The following is a 25,937-nucleotide window of genomic DNA, read 5'->3' as shown; positions in this document are numbered from 1 at the left end:
TTGGGAATCGATCATTTCCTAAATGGTAATTCCCTTACCGCAAACTCTAATCTCGACACGAGAACGCGGCCAACCATGCCAGTCCAGGAACGATGATGTTTTAGACCTATCCGACTAAAATTTTAACCAATTAGGAAGTAATCATTTCCATTTTAGGAGTCACCGATGAAGGCCTCAGAATTAAAAATAACATCGCGCTGGTCACAACCTGTCGCCAATCTGCCTGGGTTTTCCCATCATTACGCCACGGTAGACGGTGTTCGCATCCACTACGTCAGCGGCGGCAACCCACAAGGTGAAAGCCTGGTGCTGTTAGCCGGGTTCCCGCAAAGCTGGTTTGCGTGGCGCAAGGTGATGGCTCTGCTTGGTGATCGTTACGCCATTATCGCGCCCGATCTCCCCGGTCAGGGGGACTCTGACAAGCCTAATAGCGGCTATGACACCACTTCTCTGGCAGAAAAAGTACAGGGCCTGCTGCAGCAACTGAACATCCATCACTACTATCTTGCGGCACATGATGTTGGCGCATGGGTCGCCTGGCCGTTTGCCCTGCGTTATGCCAATCAGATAAAAAAACTGGCACTGCTCGATGCGGGCATTCCTGGCGTGACCTTACCCGATGCGCTGCCCGCCACGCCTGATAAGGCCTGGAAAACCTGGCATTTTGGTTTCCATCTGCTGCCGGACCTGCCTGAAGCCTTAATTGCCGGGCGCGAAGAGATCTATCTGGAGTGGTTCCTGAAACGCAAAGCCGTCAGCCCAATGGTTTTTGACGCGGAGGATATGGCGGAATATACGCGCTTGCTGCAACAAAACGGGGCATTGCGCGCAGGCATGGCGGCCTATCGCGAAGTGAGCGTCTCTGCCGAACAAAACCGTGCGTTGTTACGTGATAACGGCAAGCTAAGGGTGCCGTTACTGGCTATCAGCGCCGATCAGGGTTCGATCCCCGATGTGGCGATTCCGCTTCAGGAGTTTGCGGCTGAGGTTTCAGGCATCAAAATCGCGCACTGCGGTCACTTCATCCCGGACGAGCAACCGCAGGCGCTGGCTGAAGCACTGCGCGAGTTTTTTAGTTAGTTGCGCAGACTGGCGATCTCCACACGTTGACCACTGGCAGAGGAGCGCACCATCGCTTCAATGATTTGCTGATTCTCCAGGCCAAAGCGGAAGTCCGGGAAACAACCGGCTTCGCTGCTGAGGCCTTTAATCAGGTCGTATATTTCGATGACTTTCACATCGAAATATCCCAGGCCACCGCCTGCGAAATCGAAGCCAAAGAAGCCACCAAATTGCTCGACCTGAGAACCGGCATAAATAGTTTTGAAACCACGATCGTGCCTGGCATCACCATAACGTGCAATCTTCAGCTCGTTAAAACGCTCTCCGTCCATGATGATGGTGCCTTCAGTGCCCGAGATTTCCCAGGCAATGCCAAACACTTTACCTGCGGAAATGCGCGAAGATTCAATCACGCCACCGGCGCGATTCTCGAACGTGACCAGCGCCTGAAATTGATCGTCGTTTTCCACTTTTAAACGCGCCGCCTGCTTATCCGCTTGTGCGCCATAGCCTGAGCCACCACCCGCCGCAGGGCGCGTTTCAATGAATAACTGCTCCTGACCTACCACGCTCTTGATCGGTCCCATCAAATATTGCGCCACACTCACCACGTGTGAGCCTAAGTCACCAAGCGAGCCAGAACCGGCCTGTTCGCGCGAGCAACGCCAGCTCCATGGCAGTTCGGGATCGTTGAAGAACCCCTGATCGAACCAGCCACGGAAGCGGGTCGGTGTACCAATGTCACCGCGGTCGATCATCTGCTTCGCCAACTGCGCCGCTGGGGTTTTGATGTTATTGAACGCCATGATGGTTTTCACGCCAGCGCGCTCAGCTTCTTGCGTCAGGATTTGTGCCTCCTGCAACGAAACGGTGAGGGGCTTTTCACAGTAGACATGTTTGCCGGCGCGAATGGCGGCGAGTGCCATGTCAAAATGCATGCTGTTAGGCGTGGTGATATCAACAATATCGATTTCAGGATGGTTGACCAGCGACTGCCAGTCCGCCGTGCTGTGCTGGAAGCCGTAACGTCGTGCTGCTTCCTCGGCCAGCGCAGGTGTCACATCCGTCAGCGTATGCAAAACCGGCTGTAGCGCCAGGTTGCGATAAAGTAAGCCTGCACGACGCCATGCATCAGCGTGCGCCTGGCCCATAAAGCCTGAACCTATCAGGCCGACATTCAGTGTTTTTCCAGCCATCAGCGGCTCCTTAAGCATTTGCAGGTAAAATATGTTGGGCAACAAAACGTTGTGCGCGGGTAACGGTCTCTAACGGGGGCGCTTTCGCCGGATCCTGCTCGGCTTCCACCACCATCCAACCCTGATAGCCGCTGCGAGCGATAAACTCTGCCAACGGGCGATAGTCGATGCCGCCGTCGCCCGGCACGGTAAACATCCCCGCAAGCACCGCTTCGTTGAAGGTCATACCGGTAGCCCGCACCTGTTGCAGGCGATCCAGCCGCACATCCTTCAGATGGATGTGGCAAATGCGGTCGGCGAATTCATCAATGAGTTGCGTATAGGAGAATCCGGCAGCGGTGGCGTGGCCGGTATCCAGTAACAGGCCAACGGCGGGCGAACAGGCACTAAACAGCGCACGAATTTCTGGCAGCGTTTCGGCCACCATCATGAGATGGTGGTGATAGGCGAGGCGTAAACCGTATCGATCAAACAGGGCTTCGGCAAAGCGGGAAAGGCGATCGGCATAGTCGGCGACCTGACTCTCCGGCAACAAACGTCGGGTGCTCAGTGGCACATCCAGCGCGTTGTCAGCCATCCAGCCGCATTCGCCGTACACCATCACGTTGGCACCATTTTCCTGCAGCAGGGCGGCATGGTTGTGCACCGCATCCAGTTCCTGCTCAACGCTGCGTTCGGTGAGAAATCCGTCATGCCAGCCCGACACCAGTTGCAGTTGATGTTGTGCCAACAACTGCTTCAATGCGCCCGGTTCGCGCGGGAATATGCGACTCAGCTCGACGCCCTGAAATCCGGCCTGTTTCGCTTCCTTCAAACAGTGTTCGGCCGAGGTACCTGCGCCAAGGTATTGCAGAACTTCATTGACCCAGGAGAGAGGGCTGACGCCGAGTTGCGGTGCGGGGTGCCCAGCGCGGTAAAACGCATCTTTTATCATTTGCTTTGATCCTGTAGGGGAGATAGCGAAGAAATTACCGGATGCGAGGAGGGGCAGCGAGGGGTTATTTGAGGTAAAACCTTCAATTTCTGAAGGTAAAGCGTCAAAAAATAATGCTGTTTTCTGGTCAGGAAAAAGGGTGAGTAAACAGAGGGATAGGGCGGTAAAGCAGGATCATACTGAAGTGGGCGGCGACTCAGCCGCCCAGCTACATTTAGAACGACATGGTCACGCCAGCGTAATAGGCGCGACCCGGTTCGTTATAGGTCACAGCACCGGTCGCTTCGCGGTAGATACGTTTATCAAACAGGTTGTTGATACCCGCATTAGCGCGAAGATTTTTAGTGATGTCGTAATTCAGGTTAAGGCCGACCACAGAATAGGGCTTGATTTCTTTCGTGGTCATGTTGGTGACATCCGTGTTGGTCTCCGCAAACTGGCGCGGTTTCTGGCGACCATACTGCGTCCAGTTGACGTTGGCACTCAGATCCTGTGTTGCCTGCCACTCCAGCTGTGAGTTAATGGTGAACTCTGGAATGATGGAGAGCGGATTACCGGTGTCTTTACTTTCCGAGCGGAACATATAGGTCGCGTTGGTACGCCATTCCAGCGTATCGGCCACTAATGGGATAGTCAGGTTACCTTCCAATCCTTCCACAATCGCCTTGCCGCCGTTTTCCCAGCGCAGCACGTTGTAGCCCGCTTCAGAATAGACAGGATCGCTGCCCGCGACGATTTTGTTTTTGTAATCGTTACGGAAATAGGTGATACCCGCCACATAACCTTCATTGCTGAATTCAATGCCAATCTCTTTGTTAACGCTGGTTTCCGGATCCAGATCGTCATTGCCCAGCAGATAGCATTGCGTCAGACCGATTGGGCAACCGTTGCCGCGTGTAGAAAGCAGGTAACCCGGCGTTGATTGATACAGGTTGGGTGCTTTAAATACGCGCGCGATACCGGCTTTCAGCGTGAAATTGTCACCCAGGCCCTGAGAAATGTTAAGGCTTGGACTCCAGTTTGCACCGAACTGATCGTGATAATCGAAGCGCAGCCCAGGAATCACCTCGGTGCTATCCGTCGCGGCGATATTGTCTTCAAAGAAGAGCGAACTGATGGTCGCGTCGTTTTTGCTGCTGCGCTGAGACGGATCGCCAGAACTGCCAGGCAGCGTCACGCCGTTGGCGGTTTGTGTGAGCATCGAAGCCGGATCGTTCAGCTCATCACGGTTCCATTCCGCTCCGAGGGTGACGGTCTGGTCCACCAACAGTTGCAACGGGAAGCTGACTTCACCGCCGGCGCGGTAGCTCTCCAGTCGGCTGGTGGCATACTCATCGGTGTTAATCATCCCTTCAGTACGGCCCGCGGTACCCTCCTTAAGGCGCGTATTATTGGTCTTCTCGTAATTGAAGTTGACTTTCGAGGTGCCCCAATCCCAGATGCCGTTGTGCGTAATGCCATAACTTTGGCGATAAAGGCGGTTGGTTTCATCACCATAAAGTGATTCCACCAACCCGCCGGTGCTGGCATTACTGTTGCTGTTCTGGGTGTCACCGGCGTAGATGTTGCCCTGACGGCTGTAGCCATAAGAGAAATCAACAACCTGCAAAGGCGTGATTTTCCATGACAGCACGCCATTGATATCTTTATTACGCACGCCTTCACGGCCCGCCGCGTAGGAACCATTTTCAGCCGTGTTGATGTCAAACGCATCCGCATCGGTGCGGTTGATATTGCCATACAGACGCATGGTTAACGCATCGCCAGCCAGTGGGCCACTCAGATTAAAGTTGGCGCGACGCGTGTCACCCTCTTTGCTGTTTTCAGGCTGATTGGTGAACAGTGACAGCGATCCATGCCAGTCATTGGTCGGACGCTTAGTGATGATGTTCACCACGCCGCCAGCCGCACCGGAACCGTAACGCGCGGCGGCTGGGCCGCGAATCACTTCAATACGTTCAACCATCTCCGCTGGCACCCAGTTGGTATCACCACGCGAGTCACGCTCGCCACGCCAGCTGTAACGCACTGAGTTACGTGAACTCACCGGCACGCCATCGATCATGATTAAGGTGTTTTCCGGGCCCATGCCGCGAATATCAATCTGGCGGTTATTGCCACGGCTGCCGCTGGCGCCGTTGCCGGTCAGATTGACGCCGGGCATTTTGCGGATGATGTCGGAGAGGTCGTTAACCGGCGGGCTTTTCTTGATGTCTTCAGCGGTAATGGTGGAAACGCCAGGTTGCTGCTTCAAACCCTGTTCCGCAGTGACGATCATCGATTCATCGTCAGCCAGTTTTTCCGTAGGTTCTGCGGCATAAGCAGGTGAAGTGAGTAGGGCTGCCACCATCAATGCTAGCGGGCGCTTCCTGACATACAAAGTTACATTCACTTAAATCTTCTCCCTGAAGTATTAACATATGTAAGCAAATGCGCATGATAATGAGAATGCTTATCATTGTATATGTGCTAATGAAGCGTCTCCTTTATTTCTCCATGATTGGTGCTAAATGCGGGTAAGCGTGAAGAAACGTAAAGTCAGAGTGAAGTTTGCGCTTAAAAACTTTGCGGAGAAAAAGCGTTCATCAAATTGTCATCAATTCGTTGCAAATCAGCAGACTAAAATTAGTGATAACGCACAGTAACTACATGGGAATCTGTTTAATTTCGAGCCTGCACCAAAAAGGGTGCCTGGGACTCTCATCAATCAAGGAGAAAGTGTGCGCCATATCATACAAACCTTTACATTCCTGCTGCTGATTTTGTTCACTATTCCTGTTGCCAGAGCCGCCGATAAAATGGATTTCTGGCTGCAACCTCAACATGGCGGCAACAGCTTCAATCGCATTCCACCCAATACCGCTTATTTTAACGCTCTCCACACTTATGGTGCCTCTTGGGTGCGGCTCTCGTGGGATAAATGGCCGACCAGACAACGTGATTTCCTGCTGGGCAGTGCGGATCGCTACCAGGGATTAGTGGCGGAAGATGTCGCAACCTTGAGAAATGTGCTGGATCACGCTGAGGCAGCAGGGTTGAAAGTGGTGATTACGCCGCTTTCCTTACCCGGCATGCGCTGGTCACAAAATAACGGCGGACAGTTTGACGACCGGCTGTGGCAAGACAAGGCTTTCTGGCAGCAAAGTGCCCGTTATTGGCGCGATCTTGCGGCCGCATTGAAAGACCACCCTGCAGTGGCGGCATACAACATCATTAATGAACCCGCGCCGGAGAAAATGGGCGGTCTGGACGAACATGCGCCTGCCGTGACCATGAAAAGCTGGTATCTGCAGCAGAAGGGCACCGCACGCGATTTACCGAGTTTTTACCGAACCGTGATTACGGCGATTCGCGAAGTTGATCCACAGACGCCGGTGATGGTCGACAGTGGCTGGTACGCTGCCGCCGATGCCTTCACGTATTGGCCGCAGCCGCTTGAAGATAAACGTGTGTTATATAGCGTGCACATGTATGAGCCTTATTCCGCCACCAGTGCACCAAACGCCAAACGGAAAACGCCCTGGCCTTATCCGGGCAAAGTGCCGTTTGCGGGATCGCAGCAACAGTGGGATGCACAACGCGTAGCAGAATATTTAGCGCTACCGTTTGAGTGGGCGAAATCGCACGGTGTGGCCCGCCATCAAATGGTGGTTGGGGAGTTCGGTTGTGTCCGCAGCTTACCAGGGTGCACACAATATCTGGAGGATGTGTTGAAGGTGCTGGATCAGCAGCAGGCGCATTGGGCGTTCTACAGCTTCCGGGAAGACAGTTGGGATGGCATGGATTACGAATTGGGTGACAAGAAAGCGCCGTGGCAATATTGGCAGGCTGTGGAGCAGAATCTACCCGATACCATTCCACGCCATGCGACTAAAGAGTTTGAGCCTATCCGCAAACGCTTAGAACGATAATGTCTTGTTAAGAAGAAAATGGTCGATAGCCGCTGCAAAAGCAGGCCGTTGAATACCTGACTAAATCTGAATACCTTACCTGACACCGCGCCATCATTGGCGCGGCCATCCCCGTAACCACGGGCGTCACCTTCTATTCCCGAATTCTGGCAATAGATATCCGTTTTTCGCATTTGTGATCGCTGCACATCTTACTGAGAATGGCTCCGGGACGTTCAGAGGATGACAATTTCTTTCCACCGAGTGGTGAGGAAGAAGAAAAATACATCGCTACCTCAACGCCTTTTCCCAACAGGGAAACATTTATATATATCAGGAGAAGGTTCCAGTGAAACTCGCCAAAGGTATCACCTTGCTTGCATTTGCATTGAGTGCGCACACCGCGTTTGCCGCCGATCAATCCGTGCCGACTGACAGTTCAATCCATGTTCAGGCCGATCCTGCGCTGAAAAGCCTGCTGCCGGCGGATGTGGTAAAGCGCGGCTATATCGTGGCAGGAACCAACCCAAATACACCGCCAACGACCTTCTATAAAGAAGACAACAAAACCCTGGCCGGCCGTGAAATTGACGTGATGAACGCCGTGGGTGAACGCTTAGGGATCCAGGTCCAGTGGCGTGACACCGGCGGTTTCGACAACATCATTCCAGGTTTGAAGACCGGTCGTTATGACGTGGCACTGTCTAACATTAACGCCACACCAACCCGCGCGAAAATCATCGATTTCGTCAGCTACTACGATGCCAGCCGATTGGGCATTATCTCGCGTAAGGATGCCAATGTGGCACCCTTCAAAACGCTGGACGACGTGTGTGGCAAAGAAGTCGGCGCAGGTTCAGGTACCACGCAGGTAACGCGTCTGGAAGAAGCCAGCAAAGCCTGTGAAGCAGCGGGTAAAAAACCGATCAAAGTATCCGTGTTCCCGGACCGTCCAGCCGGTGTTCAGGCTGTCGTCAGTGGTCGCGTGCCAATGTTCCTCGGCCCGTACGAAGGTCTGCTGTGGCAGGCGAAGGTGATTAAGCCTATCACCCTGAGCGGCGAAATCACCGTGCATGACGCGCCAGTTTCTGTGGCCTTCCCGAAAGATTCCGCGCTGGAGCCTGCGGTGCAAGCGGCGCTTAACTCGCTGATCAAAGATGGTAGCTACCAGAAGATCCTCGACAACTGGGGCATCGGATTTGGCGCTGTTAAAGAATCCAAACGTAATCAGGAAATCTTTCAATGAGTGATGTACGTGACCACACCGACGATCTACGAATCGTCGGCAAACGTTACTACGGACGCTGGCTGAGTGCGCTGGTGGTGCTGTTGTGCGTCGTGGCAATGGCGCACTCGATGATTAACAATCCACGCTTCGAATGGGGCGTGATTGCGGAAAACTTCACCGGCGCATCGATCCTGCAGGGCGTATTAATGACGCTGCAACTGACGGCGATTTCGGTGGTGCTGGGCTTTGCTTTTGGTACGGTGCTGGCGCTGATGCGCCTCTCATCTAACCCCGTGCTGGTGGGCGTGAGTTGGTTCTACACCTGGTTCTTCCGGGGTGTGCCGATGCTGGTACAGCTTTTCCTGTGGTACAACATTGCCGCGCTCTATCCGACGATTTCACTCTCTATTCCGGGATTGGGCGAGCTGTGGAGTACCCAGTCTAATGCGCTGGTGAGTCCATTCAGTGCGGCAGTGATCGCGCTGGTGATGCATCAGTCCGCTTATGCCGCAGAAATTGTGCGTGCCGGTATTCAAAGCGTGGGTAACGGGCAACTGGAAGCCGCACGTGCGCTGGGTTACCGCCCCGCGCAGATTTTCCGTCACACCGTGTTGCCGCAGGCGATGCGCGCCATCATGCCACCTGCCGGTAACGAAATTATCGGTCAGTTGAAAACCACTGCCGTCGTGTCGGTGATTTCGCTGCAAGACGTGCTGTTCTCCGCGCAGATCATCTATCAGCGTACCTATGAAGTGATCCCGCTGCTGCTGGTGGCGACGCTGTGGTATCTGCTGATGACCTCAGTACTGTCGATTGGTCAGTTCTACGTTGAACGTTATTTTGGTCGTGGCGTTACGCGTCGTGAAAAACGCAGCCTGTTTAAATCCTTGCCGGGCTTTAGCGCGCAAAAACCTGAAAGGAGCGTAAGCAATGGCTGAAGCGATCGCCTTACGTAAAGTCACTAAACGCTTCTCCGGGGTCACGATTCTGGACGAAGTGAATCTGGATATTCCCGCCGGTTCTGTCACGGTCATTCTTGGGCCTTCCGGTTCGGGGAAATCCACCTTGCTGCGCTGCATCAACCACCTGGAAAAGCTGGATGGCGGCACCATTCGTATTGGTGGCGAAATCATTGGCTACAAGCAGAAAGGCCAGGCTCTGCATGAGTTAAGCAGCGGTGAGATTGCGCGTCAGCGTGCGCAAATTGGCATGGTGTTCCAGCAGTTCAATCTGTTCCCGCATCGCACGGTGTTACAGAACATCGTGGATGCACCGATGCGCGTGAAAAAGCAGAACCGCCAACAGGCGACCAGCAAAGCGCTGTCACTGCTCAAGCAGGTGGGGCTGGCAGGGCGCGAAGAGGAGTGGCCGCAGAATCTTTCGGGTGGACAGCAACAGCGCGTGGCCATTGCGCGTGCGCTGGCGATGGACCCGGGAGTGATGCTGTTTGATGAGCCGACATCGGCGCTTGACCCGGAACTGGTGGGCGAAGTGTTGCAGGTGATAAAGCAACTGGCGCACTCCGGCATCACCATGGTGATTGTGACGCACGAGATTGGTTTCGCGCGCGAGGTTGCCGACAACATTGTCTTTATGGAAGATGGCAAAATCGTGGCGGCTGGACCCACTCAGCAAGTCCTCGACGACCCGGAAAACGGGCGCGTAAGAAACTTTATTGCAACGGTGCTTTAAGCACCGTTTTTCATTTTTGACAGCCAGGAACAGTGATGACGCAAAAATCAGTCATGCATAGCGCCCACTGGGGTGCATTTCATGCCCAGCAATCGGGCGATCAGCTCACCATCGAACCTTTTAAAGGCGATCCCGACCCCAGCCCGCTGCTGCAAAATTTCCGCACCGCTTTAAATCATCCGGCACGCGTCTCTCGCCCGATGGTGCGTCGTGGCTGGCTGGAAGATGGCCCCGGCCCCGATCAGCGCCGGGGTAATGACGCATATGTGGCCGTGAGCTGGGAGCAGGCTTACGAATTAGTGGCGCGTGAACTGAAGCGCGTGGGCGACACTTACGGCCCGGAAGGGATTTTTGGCGGTTCTTACGGCTGGTCGAGCGCTGGCCGTTATCATCACGCACAGAGCCAGGTGCACCGTTTTCTCAATACCACACTGGGTGGTTACGTACGTTCAGTGAACAGTTACAGTTCGGGCTCTGCTTCGGTACTGCTGCCACACATCGTCGGCGACATGAATGAGATTGCGCGACGCGGCGTGAGCTGGGAAGAGATTGCTAAACACAGTGAAATCGTCATCGCCTTCGGCGGCCTGGCACTGAAAAACTCTCAGGTGGCAAGCGGCGGATTAAGCGAGCACACCGAACGTAGCTTTATGCAGCAGGCCGCACAGCGCGGCACGCGTTTTATCTCGGTTAGCCCGCTGAAAAGCGATCTACCGGAGGAGGCCAAAGGAGAGTGGCTGGCCTTACGTCCGGGCACCGATGCTGCCTTTATTCTCGGTGTGCTCTCGGTATTGATTGATGAAAAACTGACGGATGAAGCCTTCCTCAGTCGCTATACCGTGGGCTGGCCGGAGATGGTCGCTTATATCCGTGGTGAAGAGGATGGCACGCGACGCGATGCCGACTGGGCGGCAGAGATCTGCGGCGTCAACGCAGCGTTTATCACTGATTTTGCCCGTCACTTACCCGGTAAGCGTGTGCTGGTCACCGTTGCGCACGCACTGCAACGTTCGGAGCACGGTGAACAACCGGTGTGGCTTGGGCTGGTTCTGGCCGCGGCGCTAGGCCAACCGGGTTTACCGGGCGGTGGTTACACCTATGCGCTGGGCGCGTTGGGTCATTACGGTAAGCATCACAACCTGGTGAGTTTCCCGGCTTTACCGCAGGGCAAAAATGGCATCGATCGTCTGATCCCGGTGGCGCGAATTTCGGACATGTTGCTCAATCCCGGCAAACCATTCGACTACAATGGCCGCCGCCTGACCTATCCGCATATTCGTCTGGCTTACTGGGCGGGCGGCAATCCGTTCCACCATCATCAGGATCTGGCACGGTTGCGACAGGCATTTTGCCAATTGGATACACTGATTGTGCATGAGATTGCCTGGACGGCCAGTGCACGCCATGCCGATATCGTGTTGCCCGCGACCATGACGCTGGAGCGAGAAGATATCGGCGGTGCGCCAACCGATCGCCATCTGTTTGCTATGCAACCGGTCGCGCAACCGCACGGCGAAGCCAAAGATGATTACACCATTTTTGCCGAGCTGGCGCGCAGGCTGGGACGTGAAGAGGCGTTTACTGAAGGTCGCGATACGCGTGGCTGGCTGAAACACCATTACGCGCAGTTGCAGCAAAAGCTGGCAACACATCAGATCGACATCCCCGACTTTGAACAATTCTGGCAGCAGGGCGTGCTGGAATTGCCGCAGCTTAAAGACGGTGGACGGATGATGAATGCTTTCCGCGCCGATCCGGATGCGGCACCACTGCCCACACCGAGCGGAAAAATCGAAATCTACTCAGCGACGATCGCCAGTTTCGATTATGAAAACTGTCCCGGACATCCGGTGTGGCGAGAGCCGCAGCAAAAGCCAGATGCCGACCATCCGTTCTGGCTCATTGCCAATCAGCCCGCGACGCGCTTGCACAGCCAGCTGGATTTCGGTGATTACAGCCTGAGTGGTAAACGCGATGGGCGTGAGGTGTGCAGCCTGAATCTGGATGATGCGGCATCTCTGGGGATTCAAGACGGCGAGATTATTGAGCTTTATAACCAGCGTGGTCACGTACTCGCCAGCGCACGCGTGACCGATACGGTGATGCCGGGCGTGGTGCAGTTGCCAACGGGTGCCTGGTACGATCCGGTCGATCCCACCGCGCTGAGGCCGTTATGCCGCCACGGCAACCCGAATGTGCTGACGCTGGATATTGGCACCTCATCGCTGACACAGGGTTGCAGTGGTCAAATAACGGTGGTGCAGGTGCGTAAATACGCTGGAGAACTGACGCCGGTGCAGGCGTTTATCCCACCGCAAAGTTAGCATGACCTATGGGCGGCCAACGGGCCGCCCCGGAATATTAATCTGCTAACTGCAGCCACATCACTCGCAGACGATGCCCATCAGGATCGATAGCCGTGAAGGTGTAGCCAAAATCCATCTCGGTCGGCGACTGTACAATGGTGATCTCGCGAAACGCACCCCATTCGTTATAGAGGAAATCGACGTCAGCTTTGTGCTGCACTTTAAAAGTGATTTCACCGTTGGCCGAAAACGGTTGCGTATCCACCGGCGGTTGAACGGTGTATTTCGACCACAAACCCAGCTTGAATCCGTTCTCAAAAACAAACATCGCAAAAGTGGGCGTGACGTTGATCGGCTTGATATCAAACAGCGATGCATAAAAGTCAGCGCTTTTGACGACGTTCGGTACATAAAGGATGGTCATATCAGCAGTAAACATGGCTTTTTCTCCTTGTGGGTTTACGGCTGCATAGTACGAGGCGGCTGTGACAGATTCTGTCAGTAGCCACAGCCAGACTGCTATGTACCCTTATCCTGACTTGATGAACCTGAACGCTAAAAAAGGTGAGATCCACCTAGTAGGTCTAGGGACTGGGTAGGTCTAGGGACTGGAATTTTTTTTATGCCATCTTCCGTCACTCCCTTTTTCGTACTTATGCTTGACTGCAGCCCAGGCCACTTTATGTGATACTTCCTCACGGGAGCTGTCATCCTTGCGGTCTTTTTTCTCTTTGTACTCATCCCATGCACTGTTGAAAGCCTCAAGGTAAATGTCCTGAGCATGTGCAGGAAGGACATGCCTGACGCTGTCTGGCAGAGAATCGCGTGATTTATACGGCATGAACGGCCTCCTATGATTAGAGAGTTAAGCCTGGTTCAGATATGATATTTTTCAATGTGCATTGCAGGAGCCGTGATTAAAAGATTAAAGTTGGAAAAATACCTTTTTACATTAATAAATTGAATTCTACTATTTAGTTAAACCCCTTCAATTCTGTTAAATAGAATCGAAACGGTTCGCCTGACACGTATGCATTTTTAGGTGTCTCCAAATTGCGCTAAATATCATCCTTTAACACAAGCCAGTCGCCGTTAGGCTTGTTTTTTTATATATCAGGTCCAGAATTTACGGGGTGTCCAGGCCACAAACGCAGTGCGTTTGTTTCCATAAAGGAGAGAGCAATGAGTAAGAAAATAGCCGTTTTGATTACTGATGACTTTGAAGATTCTGAGTTCACGTCACCCGCGCAAGCTTATGAAAAAGCGGGCCATGAAGTCATTACCATTGAGATGCAGGCAGGCAAAACTGTGAAAGGAAAACAGGGCAAAGCGGAAGTCACTATCGACAGGGACATTGATCACGTCAATGCCGCTGAGTTTGATGCGCTTCTGTTGCCTGGCGGACATTCACCCGATTCACTTCGTGGCGACGACCGGTTCGTTAACTTTACTAAAGAGTTTGTTGCCAGTGGTAAACCCGTGTTTGCCATTTGTCATGGCCCGCAACTGCTGATTAGCGCGAATGGCGTGCGGGGCCGCAAGATGACTTGCGTTAAGGCAATCGCTATTGATCTGCGTAATGCAGGAGCTGACTTTTATGATAAAGAAGTCGTTGTTGATGACGATAAACTGGTCACCAGCCGCACGCCCGATGATTTACCTGCATTTAATCGTGAAGCATTGCGGATCCTCAATGCGGCCTGATTTTTTTAAGCAACTAACCTGAAAGAAATGGTGTAAATGGTCGCAAGTATGGCGACCGTTTACCATCAATAAAATTAAAAAAATCGTAAATTTCCTTATGAGATAGCATCTTTAATAAACGATATTCTTATGTTATTTAAAATTTCATCATGGTTTCTGGATTCCAACTTTAAGAGTGGTGGGGTGGCAAAAATATTATGGCTATCGTGCTGCATCCATTTAGTTTTCTTATTGAACACATTCCCTTTCCTGCTGGCGTAGGATTTAACGGGGTGTCAACTGTCAGTGCTGGCTGCAGGCATCCTGACATAATCTGTTAAAAGGGTGTGCTGTCTTGCTGCCGACTTAGGCTAAACGTCGGCAGCACACCTAATTATTCTCATCTGGCGTGTGGCCCACGACAATCTGAAGGCAGTTTCGCAGGACATCCTGGTGGATCGGATTATTTTTACTCTCAAGCTCATTTACCAGAGCCAGAATGATGGCTCTGTTATTCACATGTCCGGTTGTCGCCACTAGTTTCCTGACGATGCTGCCTATAATTGCGGCTTCGGTAGCGTATTGTTCATCGGGACTGTCCAGATAGTTTTGAAGCGCCGGGCCGACTCGGGTTTGAGGCATGTTGCTCTCCAGCTGCGCGTCGCAATGGGGGGCGGGCGGCAGTGAAACAGGCGGTCTGATGACCAGTATCTGATCAGGCTTTCCTCACCGCTTCCGGTAACGAGGCATGTCAGAGTATCCCTGTGTGGCGCATTCGTAGCACGGTACATAGTTTGAAACGTTGCCGTTTTAATAAAAGACCGCTGAGCCAGGAAAAAATAACGACCGCTGAAAGTGACATCCGTACTATTTTCAAGGGCGTTTCGAAGCTTCATTCGTTACGTGCGACTGTGTTTTGCCCGGTGACTGTAACTGATAATTATGATTATGCACGCATTATCTGAATAAATTATTTTAGCTGCATTTTATTTGGCTTAGGTGTCTGTTTAATTCATGAATTAAGCTTAACTGTTCCATTGGTTATGGTTTCATCTGAACTCAGATTAAAAATAATTTCAGATATTTAAAAGGATTTTCAGAAATATCCACTACATTGGCAATGTTCATTCTACATCATCAGTTTAGCCCCTTTGTTTCAATAACAAACAGAAAGTTTAATAGGAAAAGTGTGCATAATCATCATGCTGAAATCCGTCTCTGCGTAAATGAAATTCGCCGCCTTGCTGCCACGTACCAGTCAGGAAATGTACTCAGCGAGGTCAAAAGACAGGTTGATGAAGCAATACATAACCTTGCAGGAACACTGAGCAGGGACCGCTCCTGCAGAATGGCTGTATGGTCCCAGATGAACGTAGATCTCCAGAGTTATATATCTAATCTTTCAGATCCACGATGGCTCGACGTTATCAACCATGCCAGACATCGGGTAAAAACCAGACGGTATACAGTAAAGACAGGGATGAGCTAACGACGTGATGTTTTTAGTAATGATAACTAAATGCATTCGCATAATATTTAACTATGATGAATTTGACTTAAAGTTGATTGGGGTGCACAAAGTCGTAAATTAATTTCCATTACGGGATAAAATAATTAGGGGGTTTGTCTTTTTAACTCTATCCTGAAATCAGGAACAATGCTGGTTCCGTATTGAAGGTGCAGTTTATACCACCCGACTCTGTGTCGGGTTTTTTTATATTTTTTTACCAATGAATCAATATCCTTACTGCGTCTTTCTTATCCTGTAATTTGCTTTACTGTACCCTCAACTGATCTTGAGCGAATGATTCCTGGCTGCAGATTTCATTTAAAAACTGGTCTCTGACTTTTGTTTCATCTCACTTTTATTTTATGAATAGAGAGACAGCATAAGTGCCTGAGACATGACGCTTCACGCCATGTGTAAACCATCCGGGCACAGCTCAACCAAAAAGCTCAATAAATAATGTGGAGACTGACTTAACTTTTTATGCAGGCTCGGCCACTCACTAAGCTTTTCGATAACGACTTCATTGACGATGGCCTGGTATGTAGAAGCTGATCGCAGGTAGGCATGTGTCGACTACAATCGTAGTGACGTTAACCACAGGGAGCTGTAATGAAAGATAACACTCAGACATCAAACGACGCCGCTTCAGAACCCGTACACGTCTGCATATTGCAAAGTGGTGCCGCCTGGAATGGCCAGCCCTATGAGGAATATCCAGCCGGTAAGCCGCAGATATCGGTGATGCTCATGACACTGCCTCCACATACTGATTTGCCGTGGCACACGCATCCTATGCCTAACACAGCATACGTTCTGTCCGGTCAGTTAACGATTGAAGATAAAGAAACAGGCCAGACACAATCTTTTAATGCCGGTGAAGCTTTAAATGAAACCGTTAACAGTGCACATCGCGGTTACACAACGGATAAGACCACAGAGCTGATCATCTTCTATGCTGGTGTGGAAGGGCAGGAATTGAGTGAGCCTTTACCCGGAGAAAAACCTGAGTTTTGAGGTAATTGCCAGTTAATCTCTCTTGAAGCACGCTGCGGTTGCATGACGGACATAACTCACCATGAGTGAGAACAGTGAGAATCCAGCGATACTGATGCAGTCTGCCGTCTGGCTCGCGACTTCGTTGATCCTCTATTAGGGTTAGTGAATCACTAAGCCACGGGAGGATATATGCAATCTGTTACCGCAACCAACGAGCTGGCGTTGCTAGATCGCTACTGGCGTGCAGCTAACTACCTTTCAGTTGGCCAAATCTATCTGATGGATAATCCTCTTCTTCGCGAGCCTCTCAAACCGGAACATATCAAGCCTCGCCTGCTGGGCCACTGGGGTACCACACCGGGACTGAATTTTATTTATGCCCACCTCAACCGGATCATTCGCCAGCGCGACCTCAATTTACTGTATGTCTGTGGACCCGGTCATGGTGGGCCGGGCATGGTGGCCAACACCTGGCTTGAGGGCAGCTACAGCGAAATCTATCCGCATATCTCGGACGATGCGGAAGGAATGCAGCGCCTGTTCAGGCAGTTCTCTTTTCCAGGTGGTATCCCCAGCCACGCCGCACCTGAAACGCCAGGATCGATAAATGAAGGGGGCGAACTGGGCTATTCCCTGTCACATGCTTTTGGCGCCGCCTTCGACCATCCCGAATTGATTGTGCCGTGCGTGATTGGTGATGGTGAAGCGGAGACGGGGCCACTGGCTGCCAGCTGGCAAGGAATCAAGTTCCTCAATGCCCAGCGAGATGGCGCGGTACTGCCGATCCTGCATCTCAACGGCTACAAGATTGCCAACCCCACTCTTCTCGGCCGCAGCAGCGACGAGGATTTAGAGCAGCTCTTCAGCGGTTACGGATATGAACCGCTCTTTGTCAGTGGTCATGAACCTGCGGATATGCATCAGCAAATGGGTGCAGCGCTCGACAATGCCTTCAGCAAAATTCAGGATTATCAGCAGGAAGCCCGCAACGGCATAGCGTCAGAGACGATACCACGCTGGCCGATGATAGTGCTGCGCAGTCCAAAAGGCTGGACCGGGCCGAAACAAGTGGACGGAAAGAAAGTCGAGGATTTCTGGCGCGCGCATCAGGTGCCGGTTTCCGCCTGCCGCGAGAATGATGAACACCGGGCGGTCCTGGAAAAATGGATGCGCAGCTATGAGCCGGAAACGCTGTTCGACGAGAACGGTAAACTGATGCCTGAACTGCGGGCGCTGGCACCTGAGGGCAGCAAACGAATGGGTGCGACACCTTACGCCAACGGTGGCCGACTCCGACGAGAACTGGTCACCCCGGATATTCGCGACTTTGCCTTTGATACGGGATCCCCCGGCAGCAGAGCCGGGGAAGCCACCGCGCAGTTTGCCCGCTATCTCAGTGAAATATTTAAGCAGAATCAGGATAACTTCCGGCTGTTCGGTCCCGACGAAACGGCATCAAACCGGTTATCCCCGGTATTTGATGTCACCAGCCGCACCTGGATGGCGCCGCTCAAAGATTATGATGAGCAACTGGCGCGTGACGGGCGCGTAATGGAAATTCTCAGTGAGCATCAGTGTCAGGGCTGGCTGGAGGGCTATCTGCTGACGGGGCGGCATGGGCTGTTTAACTGCTATGAAGCGTTTATCCATATCATCGACTCGATGTTCAATCAGCACGCCAAATGGCTCAAGGTCACCCGTAAGCTGGGATGGCGAAAGCCCGTTTCATCGCTGAACTACCTGCTCTCATCCCACGTCTGGCGCCAGGACCATAACGGTTACAGCCATCAGGATCCTGGATTTATCGATCACGTTGCCAACAAAAAAGCTGACATCGTGCGTATCTATCTGCCGCCTGATGCCAACACGCTGTTGTGGGTCGGCGACCACTGCCTCAATACGTGGGACCGTATCAATGTCATTGTGGCCGGCAAACAGCCCTCACCGCAGTGGCTCGATATGCCTGCCGCCATTGCCCACTGTGAAGCCGGGATGGGTGAGTGGGGCTGGGCGAGTGACGCAGGGGAACCAGACGTGGTAATGGCTTGTGCCGGGGATGTGCCCACCATGGAGACGATGGCAGCGGTGGATCTGCTGCGCAACTATTTGCCGGATTTGCGCATCCGGGTCGTCAATGTGGTCGATTTGCTCGCCCTGCAGACGCAGGAGCAGCATCCTCACGGTAAGTCTGAAGCCGCGTTTGATGCGCTCTTCACGCGTGATAAACCAGTCATCTTTGCCTTCCACGGTTATCCCAGCCTCATTCATCGTCTGACCTACCAGCGAAACAATCACAGTAACTTCCACGTGCATGGCTTCAATGAGGAAGGCACGACCACGACACCATTTGACATGACCGTGCTGAACGAGCTTGACCGCTATCATCTGGCACAGTCAGCCATTCTTCACGTCCCGGGGCTGGCCGAACGGCACCCTGAGTTGCTGGATGACTTACAGGAGCGGATTGCGGAACACCATCGCTACGTGCGCGAACATGGAGAAGACGTGCCCGAAGTCAGGGAATGGAAATGGTCAGGCAAAGGCAGCAACAACTGAGAGCGCTGCGGGCCTGGAATGCGTCTTCTTACCCCCTGACCCCAGAAAGGAAATGAAACCATGAGCATAAAAACCAGTGATTTCTTTGTCCAGCGTCTGAAAGAGTGGGGCGTAACCCGCATCTATGGCTATCCGGGTGATGGCATCAATGGCGTTCTGGGCGCAATCCAGCGTGCTAACGAGAAGGGCGACGGAATCGAGTTTATCCAGGTTCGTCACGAAGAGATGGCGGCCTTTATGGCGGCAGGTCATGCCAAATTTACGGGCGAACTGGGTGTGTGTTTATCAACCGGAGGGCCGGGCGCGACACATCTTCTGACCGGGCTCTATGATGCCAAAATGGATCATGCGCCTGTGCTGGCGATTGCTGGTCAGGCTGAGTCGACCGCGCGAGGCGCCAGTTATCAGCAGGAGATGAATCTCGATCGCGTGTTTGCGGATGTGGCCAATTTTGTACAGGAAGCTGCCGCACCGGCTCAGGTCCGGCACCTTGTCGATCGCGGCGTGCGCATCGCTCAGGCACAAAACGGGGTCGCTGTGCTGATTATCCCCAAAGATATTCAGGATGAGGAGTGGCAGGCGCCTCTTCATTTGCACGGATTCACCCATTCTGGCAGTGGCTACCAGCGTCCCAAAATAATTCCTTATGAGGCCGACCTGCAGCGTGCGGCAGACGTCCTGAACGCCGGAAAAAAAGTGGCGATCCTTATAGGCTCGGGTGCACGTGGTGCTGCGGTAGAGGTGGTGCAGGCGGCGAATCAGCTGGGCGCGGGTGTGGCTAAGGCCCTGCTGGGGAAAGACGTACTCCCGGACGATGCCCCGTTTGTGACGGGCTCCATTGGTCTTCTGGGCACCAAACCTTCCTGGGAAATGATGCAGAACTGCGATACGTTGCTGATGATTGGCAGTGGTTTCCCGTGGACAGAGTTTCTGCCTGAAGAGGGGCAGGCGCGTGCCGTGCAGATAGATATCGATCCCGCTATGCTCGGCCTGCGTTACCCTTGTGAGGTCAATCTGCACGGTGATGCCGCTGAAACCCTGCGTGCGCTTCTTCCACTGATCGAACAAAAGCAGGATCGCAGCTGGCAGGAACAGATTGCTGTGCAGGTGCAGGACTGGTGGAAGCAGATGGAGGAGCGTGCGCTGGCGCCTGCTAGCCCGGTTAACCCCCAGCGCGTGGTCTGGGAAATGTCTCCGCAGCTGCCTGACAACGCCATCGTCACGTCGGATTCCGGTTCCTGCGCTAACTGGTTTGCGCGAGATTACCGCGTTAAGCAGGGACAACGGGCGACGCTCTCCGGCGGGCTGGCCTGTATGGGGGCGGCAGTGCCTTATGCGATTGCGGCCAAGTTTGCTCATCCTGAACGTCCGGTTGTCGCGCTGGTCGGTGACGGCGCAATGCAGATGAATAATATGGCGGAACTGATCACCATTCAGAAGTACTGGCAGCAGTGGACTGATGGCCGGCTGATCGTCTGCGTTTTCAATAATCAGGATTTAAATCAGGTGACATGGGAGCAGCGCGTGATGGAAGGCAATCCGCGTTTTGAAGCCACGCAGCAACTGCCCGACGTGAAATATGCGGCGTTTGCCGAATCGCTTGGGCTGGTGGGCATTTATGTTGATAACCCTGAGCAACTGGCAAGTGCATGGCAGCGTGCGCTGAGCGCTGACCGGCCGGTGCTACTTGAAGTGAAAACGGATCCTGAAGTCGCACCCTTACCCCCACATATCACGCTTAATCAGGCTAAGGCATTCATGTCATCAATGGTGAAGGGCGATCGGGGGGCATCACAGGTTATCAAGGATACGGCCAGCCAGTTATTCAGTAAAAAGCATAATTAACGAATATAGGTGTTCAGAAATTTTTTCTTCTGAACACCCTGAGTGCGTCATCAATCAGGCTGTTTATCGCCTGACTCTGGCGCATTTCTTTCGTCATCTTTGGGCTGTTTTTCGGGTGTTTTCCGCGGATTGTAATCGGGATTATCACCTTTAACGGGACGGTCGGTCATATTGCTCTCCTCGTTTTAACTTGATGAGTACTGAGTGTAGTTAAATGCTCACTGAGGAGCCAAGCGGTCAGACAGATTAAGAGCTCCTGACATACATCGTCAGTGCGCTGTTGTTGGCCAAATCAAACAACACAGACTTTCAATTTGGTCCACCATGATGAGTTTGCGAAACTGCGAGGGGAAATTTCGGCTTTGAATTGAGATACGGAAAACAAACATCCCTGTCGGTCGTGGGCTCTACTTTTAAATGGTGCGTTATGTCCTGTCAGATATATCAGTATCCGCAGGTCATCTATACATCAAAGATTACAGTTTACTTTAAATATCCTTTAAATTTTCAACGTGCTCTTTAAAATCTCTTTGCACTTTTGGACTTAAAGGATTAACTGACGCGTTGCCATCTTCATCAATAATTATTCGATCTCCCTCTTCAAAAGACTCTCGCATATCCTGTTGACTCATAACCTGTAAAAGGGATTCGGGACTGCTGAACAAAGAAGATAAAAATCGAAACATAATCAGACTCCGCGGAGGGAAGAAGGGGATAATGGCAGATAAATGAAGGTGTAGATCTTTCTGGGGAAGATAAAAATTAAAAAACGCGATCTTTCAAAGTAATCCACACGACAAGCGAAACCGTTAATCAGGATCAACATTGCGTTCAGAAATAAAAAAACGGTGCGATTTTTAGCAGTCGCACCGCTTAGTCAACCGACCAAATTACACACGAGGAAAACAGAACATTGATATTCAATTCAAAAATTTCAGTCAGAGCAGGCAGGGACGCTCCCTGCTGTATATTCACACAAAGGGGAGGTAGTGCGCCCTTTGCAATTTATTTCACTGCAACTCAGGAAGAACCGCGGTGGCTGTTTTGACCACCTTTTTTACCGGCTTCGGACGCTTTGTTGCGGTCATTTTTAAAATTACCACCGCTATGTTGCCCGCCTTTTTTTCCTGCTTCAGAAGCCCTTTCTTTATCTTCTGCAAAGTTGCCTGAACCGCCTCTATGTTGAGTCATAATACTGCCTCTTCATGAGTAATAAATAACATGACGGCATATATACGTCATGTGCGTGTTGCGTTATTAATATTAATATATCCTCGCGGACATGCAAGCGCGACGGTTATATTTCTGCGCGCTGTACTTTAATGTGCCATATTTAATTCTCTGGTCATCCAAATTAAAACGAAGCGTCACTATGCTTCGGTTATTTACAGGAATCTAAAGATGAAAGCGATTGTTTATAATGGGCCTTTTGATGTCTCCGTTAAAAATGTGCCTGATGCGAAAATTGAACGTGCCACGGATGCGCTTATTCGCATCACAACCACCAATATCTGCGGCTCTGATTTACATATGTATGAAGGGCGGACCAGCTTTGAACAGGGCCGTATTTTCGGTCATGAAAATCTAGGGGAAGTGATTGAGGTGGGGAATGGCGTTGAGCGCATCAAGGTAGGGGATCGTGTCTGTATGCCCTTTAATGTGGGTTGTGGGTTTTGTGAAAATTGTGAGAGGGGCCTGACGGGGTTCTGCCTGACGGCAAACCCCGGCAGTGCCGGTGCCGCGTATGGCTTTGCTGAAATGGGGCCCTGGGACGGTGGTCAGGCTGAGTTATTACGGGTGCCGTTTGCAGACTTCAACTGTCTGGTCCTGCCTGAGGACGCATTTGATAAAGAGGAAGACTACGTCATGCTCTCTGATATTTTTCCGACAGGATGGCACGCAACGGAACTGGCAGGACTGCGGGCAGGGGAATCCGTCGCCATATACGGCGCGGGACCTGTGGGGTTAATGGCTGCCCACTCCGCAGTCATAAAGGGGGCCTCTCAGGTCTTTGTTATTGACACCCACAGCGATCGTCTGGCGCTGGCTGAACAGCTCGGCGCAGTGTCTGTGAATGCGGCCGGTGATGAAGCGGTACAGAAGATTCTTGAACTGACGGACGGCAGAGGCACGGACTGCGGCTGTGAATGTGTAGGGTATCAGTGCTGTAACAAGCATGGCCATGAAGACAACAGCGCCACCATGAACAGTCTTGTGGCCTCCACCAAGGCAACAGGGGGCATCGGTGTCGTCGGGGTGTTTGTTCCTCAGGATCCGGGTGCAAAAAGTGCTCTGGCTCAGGAAGGAAAAATGCCTTTCGATTTTGGCAGCTTCTGGTTCAAGGGGCAGTCTATCAGAACGGGCCAGGCCAACGTCAAAGCCTATAACCGCCAGCTTGCGCGCCTGATTCATCAGGGTAAAGCCAGCCCGGGACAAATTGTTTCACACCGGTTGAGCCTTGCTGAAGCGCCTGAAGGCTACAGCAACTTTGATAAAAGAGCGCCGGGATGGACTAAGGTCATCCTGAAGCCTTAAGAGGTTGTCAGCCAAAACATGTCAGCCTTGCCAATGAACTGCAGGGCTGGCATGTTTCTCTTCGCCTACCAACCCTCTCACTGGCGCTGCTTCGCTTGAACTCCCGTTCATGGCTGCCAGGCTTATTCTTCACATATTCAAAAAGTGAGGAGTAAGTATGTCGAGATTTTCAGAAAAAGTTGTCGTGATTACCGGCGCAGGTTCCGGCATTGGTGCTGCTGCCGCAAAGCGTTTTGCCAGTGAAGGGGCTTCAGTGGTGCTGGTGGGGAGAACCCGTGAAAAACTCGAAAACGTACTCAATACACTACCTGGCTCGCAACACCTGATTGCTCAGTGTGACGTCGGCGATCCGGAACAGGTAAAAAAGCTGTCAGAACAGGTGCAGCGTTCATTTGGCAGAGTCGATGTGCTGGTGAATAACGCAGGTAGCGTGGTTCAGGGAAAAATCCATGAAGTCTCAGTCGGGGACTGGCGAAAGCTCATGAACACCGATTTGGATGGTGTTTTCCACTGCACCCATTTCTTCATGCCTGGTTTGCTTAAGACCAGGGGCAATGTTGTGAACACATCTTCGGTATCCGGACTGGGTGGTGACTGGGGAATGAGTGTGTACAATGCGGCAAAAGGTGCGGTGACTAACTTCACGCGGGCGCTGGCCATGGATTATGGCGCTGACGGGGTCCGTGTTAATGCGATTTGCCCCGGATTCACCCTGACCGACCTCACCGAAGATATGAAGGATGATAAGGCGTTGCTCGAACGCTTTTATGATCGTATCCCTTTGCAGCGCGCAGGAGAAGCTGAAGACATCGCCAGTGCTATTGCATTCATTGCCAGCGACGATGCGCGATACATTACCGGGGTGAACCTGCCAGTCGACGGTGGACTTACGGCATCCAATGGTCAGCCTAAGCAGGCTTAACTCCCCGCTAAGCATGCGCTTCACAAGCACAGGATGACATATAGAAATCTGTTAACCTGTGCTTGTTCGTGAAAAGATTAACGTTCGGCAAGCAATATCTCTGACTGAAATAGAGCGTATTTTGAATCTTAAACTGCTTTTCTGCTGCCATAAAAATACTACAGAGGGATGCATTAAAGTGTGAAAGTTTAGGGGAGGATATTCATTTCTGGGGGGTTATTTAAGTAGTACAAAAAAATCCCGTGATTTGCTGGGGGCAGCAAGTCACGGGTTAAAATTCAAGTTTCACTTTTGTGCCAGACGTCTTTTGCGCCCGACATAACTAACTTATTGAAAAGAACGTGAAGATGTTGTGCAGAAAATGTGATGTGGGCTGTTTTGACAAAACGTTACGAAATACCGGTACGCTAATATTTAAAACCATTTCTTTAGAATCTCTCCAGTTACTCATAAAAAATGACTGCACATATTTATATTCCAGATATGTCTGGTCCTGTTTTGAGAGGCGTTTGAGGTTACGACCTTTCCCTTAAACCCGAAGATGCCCTGCCTGAGGGCTGTCCTTTATCCGAACAGTTGCACGAGTAAAATTGTATTTTGAAAGACGTTACTCAGGTTATCCCGATAACTGCAGCTATGATCTGATTGCATCTGATATGTGTGTCTGTCAGTAACGATTAAGTGCGTACTGTATGTAAAGCGCGACTCCACACCCTTCGTGCACACTCAGGGCAGGCGCACACGTCCCCCGCATTGAGATTCTTGAGTGTACCGCAGCGGTTGCAGGCGAATAGACCGCTGTCAGGAATATGGGTGTAGCAGGGCCGGTGTTCGGCAGGTAAGACGGAAAGACCAGGTACAACCTCAATATCTTTGTAGAAGTACAGGCTTAACTGGCCATCGACTTCAACCAGGCCCAGCCGGATCTGCCCAAGGTGCTCCGCGCCTTTCAGACGCAACTCCATCAGGAATTCATCTTCTGAAATGTTAAGCCGGTCGAGATTTGCCGACACGTATTTCCCGTCAGCGATCAACGTCACCACGTCTCCTTCCACCAGCGTTGAGATGTAGGAAGACTTCGTCATGGCCCACGTGGTTAACCTGTAGAGAAGGAGCAGAACCACGAATACAAGAATGACCGGAAGAACGGGGACATCATCATAGAAAGTGACATCCCCGGAAGCAGATCCCAGTGTCAGTATGACTACGACCTCAAAGAGAGAAAGCTGCTGAACACCTCGTCGACCGGAGATTTTGAGGAAAATGAACACAACAGCATAAGCAATACAGACCCGAACGATGACTTCGAAAAGAAAGGTGTAAGGTTGATCATTAATCAGAAACCTATGCAGATCGAAGCCTTCCATATGCTCTCCTGACTGGGTATGCGTTATATATTTCGTTGATTGTAACTATAGACCAGCGCCGGTAAGAGAAGCGGTCTAAACTGGTTGACTGCGCTTAAGCCGGCTGGCTTATCGGTCGAGTATTTTTCATCTCGAGGATAGTTGATTCCTGCAACATTGAATGTCGCATTGAAGTATGTAAGGTTCAAGCCAAAACAGGTTTTACCAGGAAAAAC

21 protein-coding genes are annotated in these 25,937 nt (G+C 51.9%); 12 read left to right on the top strand and 9 right to left on the bottom strand.

The features are described from left to right. Positions 1–165 precede the first annotated feature (165 nt). Positions 166–1,080, top strand: a complete 915-nt coding sequence (locus IAE30_RS02200) for an alpha/beta fold hydrolase (RefSeq protein WP_200678209.1) — start codon at positions 166–168, stop codon at positions 1,078–1,080. On the opposite strand, the gene IAE30_RS02195 is transcribed toward IAE30_RS02200, so the two are convergent. From IAE30_RS02195 to IAE30_RS02185, 3 genes are all read right to left on the bottom strand, one after another. Further along, complete coding sequence (locus tag IAE30_RS02195; protein ID WP_200678207.1) at positions 1,077–2,258, bottom strand: Gfo/Idh/MocA family protein; 1,182 nt, start codon at positions 2,256–2,258, stop codon at positions 1,077–1,079. The genes IAE30_RS02200 and IAE30_RS02195 overlap by 4 nt on opposite strands. Positions 2,259–2,268: 10 nt before the next feature. Beyond that, positions 2,269–3,192, bottom strand: a complete 924-nt coding sequence (iolE, locus tag IAE30_RS02190) for a myo-inosose-2 dehydratase (protein ID WP_200678205.1) — start codon at positions 3,190–3,192, stop codon at positions 2,269–2,271. A 214-nt stretch (positions 3,193–3,406) separates the two neighbouring features. Then, a complete protein-coding gene (locus tag IAE30_RS02185) occupies positions 3,407–5,542 on the bottom strand; it encodes a TonB-dependent siderophore receptor (RefSeq protein ID WP_200678388.1) in 2,136 nt (711 codons plus the stop codon). A 370-nt stretch (positions 5,543–5,912) separates the two neighbouring features. Here IAE30_RS02185 and IAE30_RS02180 point away from each other — a divergent pair, with 370 nt between their 5' ends. The 5 genes from IAE30_RS02180 to IAE30_RS02160 all read left to right on the top strand — a co-directional run bounded on the left by IAE30_RS02180 (position 5,913) and on the right by IAE30_RS02160 (position 12,326). Then, positions 5,913–7,103, top strand: coding sequence for a glycoside hydrolase family 5 protein (locus tag IAE30_RS02180; RefSeq protein WP_370585450.1), 1,191 nt, complete (start codon positions 5,913–5,915; stop codon positions 7,101–7,103). A 328-nt stretch (positions 7,104–7,431) separates the two neighbouring features. Beyond that, the gene (locus tag IAE30_RS02175) at positions 7,432–8,328 is read left to right on the top strand and encodes an ABC transporter substrate-binding protein (RefSeq protein WP_200537573.1); all 897 of its coding nucleotides are present in this window, start codon (positions 7,432–7,434) and stop codon (positions 8,326–8,328) included. Beyond that, positions 8,325–9,248, top strand: coding sequence for an amino acid ABC transporter permease (locus IAE30_RS02170; RefSeq protein ID WP_200537574.1), 924 nt, complete (start codon positions 8,325–8,327; stop codon positions 9,246–9,248). The genes IAE30_RS02175 and IAE30_RS02170 overlap by 4 nt, the downstream gene beginning before the upstream one ends. After that, positions 9,241–10,002: an amino acid ABC transporter ATP-binding protein gene (locus IAE30_RS02165; protein WP_045814601.1), complete on the top strand. Its 762-nt coding sequence runs from the start codon at positions 9,241–9,243 to the stop codon at positions 10,000–10,002. Before IAE30_RS02170 ends, IAE30_RS02165 begins: the two co-directional genes overlap by 8 nt. A 35-nt stretch (positions 10,003–10,037) precedes the next feature. Then, entirely contained in the window at positions 10,038–12,326 is a 2,289-nt protein-coding gene (locus IAE30_RS02160) for a molybdopterin-dependent oxidoreductase (RefSeq protein WP_200678203.1), read from the top strand. Positions 12,327–12,363: 37 nt separating this feature from the next. On the opposite strand, the gene IAE30_RS02155 is transcribed toward IAE30_RS02160, so the two are convergent. Together IAE30_RS02155 and chaB are read right to left on the bottom strand one after the other, a co-directional pair. Beyond that, positions 12,364–12,747, bottom strand: a complete 384-nt coding sequence (locus IAE30_RS02155) for a VOC family protein (RefSeq protein WP_200537576.1) — start codon at positions 12,745–12,747, stop codon at positions 12,364–12,366. A gap of 162 nt (positions 12,748–12,909) precedes the next feature. After that, on the bottom strand, positions 12,910–13,149 hold the full coding sequence (gene chaB / locus IAE30_RS02150) for a putative cation transport regulator ChaB (RefSeq protein ID WP_200537577.1): 240 nt from the start codon (positions 13,147–13,149) through the stop codon (positions 12,910–12,912). A 341-nt stretch (positions 13,150–13,490) separates the two neighbouring features. On the opposite strand from chaB, the gene IAE30_RS02145 reads away from it, so the two are divergent. Beyond that, a complete protein-coding gene (locus IAE30_RS02145) occupies positions 13,491–14,012 on the top strand; it encodes a type 1 glutamine amidotransferase domain-containing protein (protein WP_045814605.1) in 522 nt (173 codons plus the stop codon). Positions 14,013–14,381: 369 nt separating this feature from the next. Here IAE30_RS02145 and IAE30_RS02140 read toward each other — a convergent pair whose 3' ends face one another. Next, a complete protein-coding gene (locus IAE30_RS02140; protein WP_200537578.1) occupies positions 14,382–14,633 on the bottom strand; it encodes a biofilm development regulator YmgB/AriR family protein in 252 nt (83 codons plus the stop codon). A 1,477-nt stretch (positions 14,634–16,110) separates the two neighbouring features. On the opposite strand from IAE30_RS02140, the gene IAE30_RS02135 reads away from it, so the two are divergent. From IAE30_RS02135 to IAE30_RS02125, 3 genes are all read left to right on the top strand, one after another. After that, entirely contained in the window at positions 16,111–16,515 is a 405-nt protein-coding gene (locus IAE30_RS02135; RefSeq protein WP_200678201.1) for a cupin domain-containing protein, read from the top strand. Positions 16,516–16,686: 171 nt separating this feature from the next. Next, positions 16,687–19,053, top strand: a complete 2,367-nt coding sequence (locus tag IAE30_RS02130; protein ID WP_200678199.1) for a phosphoketolase — start codon at positions 16,687–16,689, stop codon at positions 19,051–19,053. A 60-nt stretch (positions 19,054–19,113) separates the two neighbouring features. Beyond that, positions 19,114–20,898 (top strand): thiamine pyrophosphate-requiring protein, encoded by a 1,785-nt coding sequence (locus tag IAE30_RS02125; RefSeq protein ID WP_200678197.1) that lies wholly within the window; start codon positions 19,114–19,116, stop codon positions 20,896–20,898. 488 nt (positions 20,899–21,386) lie between these two features. Here IAE30_RS02125 and IAE30_RS02120 read toward each other — a convergent pair whose 3' ends face one another. Continuing rightward, on the bottom strand, positions 21,387–21,584 hold the full coding sequence (locus tag IAE30_RS02120; RefSeq protein WP_200537582.1) for a hypothetical protein: 198 nt from the start codon (positions 21,582–21,584) through the stop codon (positions 21,387–21,389). 334 nt (positions 21,585–21,918) lie between these two features. After that, positions 21,919–22,089, bottom strand: a complete 171-nt coding sequence (locus IAE30_RS02115) for a general stress protein (RefSeq protein WP_075564085.1) — start codon at positions 22,087–22,089, stop codon at positions 21,919–21,921. A 210-nt stretch (positions 22,090–22,299) separates the two neighbouring features. On the opposite strand from IAE30_RS02115, the gene IAE30_RS02110 reads away from it, so the two are divergent. Together IAE30_RS02110 and IAE30_RS02105 are read left to right on the top strand one after the other, a co-directional pair. Next, the gene (locus IAE30_RS02110; RefSeq protein WP_200678195.1) at positions 22,300–23,433 is read left to right on the top strand and encodes a glutathione-independent formaldehyde dehydrogenase; all 1,134 of its coding nucleotides are present in this window, start codon (positions 22,300–22,302) and stop codon (positions 23,431–23,433) included. 157 nt (positions 23,434–23,590) lie between these two features. Beyond that, entirely contained in the window at positions 23,591–24,355 is a 765-nt protein-coding gene (locus IAE30_RS02105) for an SDR family NAD(P)-dependent oxidoreductase (protein WP_200678194.1), read from the top strand. A 677-nt stretch (positions 24,356–25,032) separates the two neighbouring features. Here the strand turns inward: IAE30_RS02105 and IAE30_RS02100 are convergent. Next, entirely contained in the window at positions 25,033–25,722 is a 690-nt protein-coding gene (locus IAE30_RS02100; RefSeq protein ID WP_200678193.1) for a DUF421 domain-containing protein, read from the bottom strand. Positions 25,723–25,937: the final 215 nt, after the last annotated feature.

The sequence above is a fragment of the Pantoea sp. S61 genome (assembly GCF_016625145.1).
GTDB lineage: Bacteria > Pseudomonadota > Gammaproteobacteria > Enterobacterales > Enterobacteriaceae > Pantoea > Pantoea rwandensis_B.
Note: the sequence above shows the minus strand (reverse complement) of the source record. Positions and strands in the feature narration are given on the sequence as shown.

What these genes read in the sequence shown, in the direction of transcription:
- IAE30_RS02200 (WP_200678209.1), top strand. Translation starts at nt 166, where the DNA reads ATGAAGGCCTCAGAATTAAAAATAACATCGCGCTGGTCACAACCTGTC.
- IAE30_RS02195 (WP_200678207.1), bottom strand. Translation starts at nt 2,258, where the DNA reads ATGGCTGGAAAAACACTGAATGTCGGCCTGATAGGTTCAGGCTTTATG.
- iolE (WP_200678205.1), bottom strand. Translation starts at nt 3,192, where the DNA reads ATGATAAAAGATGCGTTTTACCGCGCTGGGCACCCCGCACCGCAACTC.
- IAE30_RS02185 (WP_200678388.1), bottom strand. Translation starts at nt 5,542, where the DNA reads ATGGTGGCAGCCCTACTCACTTCACCTGCTTATGCCGCAGAACCTACG.
- IAE30_RS02170 (WP_200537574.1), top strand. Translation starts at nt 8,325, where the DNA reads ATGAGTGATGTACGTGACCACACCGACGATCTACGAATCGTCGGCAAA.
- IAE30_RS02165 (WP_045814601.1), top strand. Translation starts at nt 9,241, where the DNA reads ATGGCTGAAGCGATCGCCTTACGTAAAGTCACTAAACGCTTCTCCGGG.
- IAE30_RS02160 (WP_200678203.1), top strand. Translation starts at nt 10,038, where the DNA reads ATGACGCAAAAATCAGTCATGCATAGCGCCCACTGGGGTGCATTTCAT.
- IAE30_RS02155 (WP_200537576.1), bottom strand. Translation starts at nt 12,747, where the DNA reads ATGTTTACTGCTGATATGACCATCCTTTATGTACCGAACGTCGTCAAA.
- chaB (WP_200537577.1), bottom strand. Translation starts at nt 13,149, where the DNA reads ATGCCGTATAAATCACGCGATTCTCTGCCAGACAGCGTCAGGCATGTC.
- IAE30_RS02145 (WP_045814605.1), top strand. Translation starts at nt 13,491, where the DNA reads ATGAGTAAGAAAATAGCCGTTTTGATTACTGATGACTTTGAAGATTCT.
- IAE30_RS02140 (WP_200537578.1), bottom strand. Translation starts at nt 14,633, where the DNA reads ATGCCTCAAACCCGAGTCGGCCCGGCGCTTCAAAACTATCTGGACAGT.
- IAE30_RS02135 (WP_200678201.1), top strand. Translation starts at nt 16,111, where the DNA reads ATGAAAGATAACACTCAGACATCAAACGACGCCGCTTCAGAACCCGTA.
- IAE30_RS02130 (WP_200678199.1), top strand. Translation starts at nt 16,687, where the DNA reads ATGCAATCTGTTACCGCAACCAACGAGCTGGCGTTGCTAGATCGCTAC.
- IAE30_RS02125 (WP_200678197.1), top strand. Translation starts at nt 19,114, where the DNA reads ATGAGCATAAAAACCAGTGATTTCTTTGTCCAGCGTCTGAAAGAGTGG.
- IAE30_RS02120 (WP_200537582.1), bottom strand. Translation starts at nt 21,584, where the DNA reads ATGTTTCGATTTTTATCTTCTTTGTTCAGCAGTCCCGAATCCCTTTTA.
- IAE30_RS02115 (WP_075564085.1), bottom strand. Translation starts at nt 22,089, where the DNA reads ATGACTCAACATAGAGGCGGTTCAGGCAACTTTGCAGAAGATAAAGAA.
- IAE30_RS02110 (WP_200678195.1), top strand. Translation starts at nt 22,300, where the DNA reads ATGAAAGCGATTGTTTATAATGGGCCTTTTGATGTCTCCGTTAAAAAT.
- IAE30_RS02105 (WP_200678194.1), top strand. Translation starts at nt 23,591, where the DNA reads ATGTCGAGATTTTCAGAAAAAGTTGTCGTGATTACCGGCGCAGGTTCC.
- IAE30_RS02100 (WP_200678193.1), bottom strand. Translation starts at nt 25,722, where the DNA reads ATGGAAGGCTTCGATCTGCATAGGTTTCTGATTAATGATCAACCTTAC.